We start from the raw sequence: 808 nt of genomic DNA on the forward strand, positions 1-808 counted from the left end.
ACTACTTCACCGGTGACGGCTGCCGCCGCGACAAGGACGGCTACTACTGGATCACCGGCCGCGTCGATGACGTCATCAACGTCTCGGGCCACCGGATGGGCACGGCCGAGGTTGAATCGGCGCTGGTGGCGCACCCGGCCGTGGCCGAGGCCGCCGTTGTGGGCTACCCGCACGATCTCAAGGGCCAGGGCATCTACGCCTATGTCACGCTGATGAACGACATCGAGCCCTCGGACGATCTGCGCAAGGAGCTTGAGAAGTGGGTGCGCACCGAGATCGGTCCGATCGCCAAGCCCGACATCATCCAGTGGGCCCCGGGCCTGCCCAAGACCCGTTCGGGCAAGATCATGCGCCGCATCCTGCGCAAGATCGCCGAGAACGATTTTGGCGCGCTTGGCGACACCTCGACGCTGGCTGATCCTTCGGTGGTTGACGAGCTGATCGCCAACCGTGGCAACAAAGGCTGACGCGATGGCTGGTGACAACTACACCGTCGCAACGACGCCCGCCGTCCTGATCCTGCTCGGCCCCCCCGGGGCCGGGAAAGGCACCCAGGCCCGGATGCTCGAAGAGCGTTTCGGCCTGGTGCAGCTTTCCACCGGCGATCTGCTGCGCGCGGCTGTGGCCGCGGGCACGCCGGCGGGTCTGGCCGCGAAGGCGGTGATGGAGGCCGGTGGTCTTGTCTCGGACGAGATCGTGCTGAACATCCTGCGCGATCGCCTGGGCGAGCCGGACGTGACCGCGGGGGTGATCCTCGACGGCTTCCCGCGCACGGCGGGCCAGGCCGAGGCGCTCGATGCGCTTCTGT

General features: G+C 67.6%; 2 protein-coding genes. Both read left to right on the forward strand.

The window, feature by feature from the left end; all coding sequences use genetic code 11:
* A partial coding sequence (locus LZA78_RS18075) for an AMP-binding enzyme (protein ID WP_438811096.1) occupies positions 1-467 on the forward strand: 467 nt, incomplete at its 5' end.
* Positions 468-471: 4 nt separating this feature from the next.
* On the forward strand, positions 472-808 hold a 337-nt coding region (locus LZA78_RS18080), incomplete at its 3' end, for an adenylate kinase family protein (protein ID WP_233678167.1).

The sequence above is a fragment of the Rhodobacter flavimaris genome, from assembly GCF_021378075.1.
In the GTDB taxonomy this organism is placed as follows: Bacteria; Pseudomonadota; Alphaproteobacteria; order Rhodobacterales; family Rhodobacteraceae; genus Rhodobacter; species Rhodobacter flavimaris.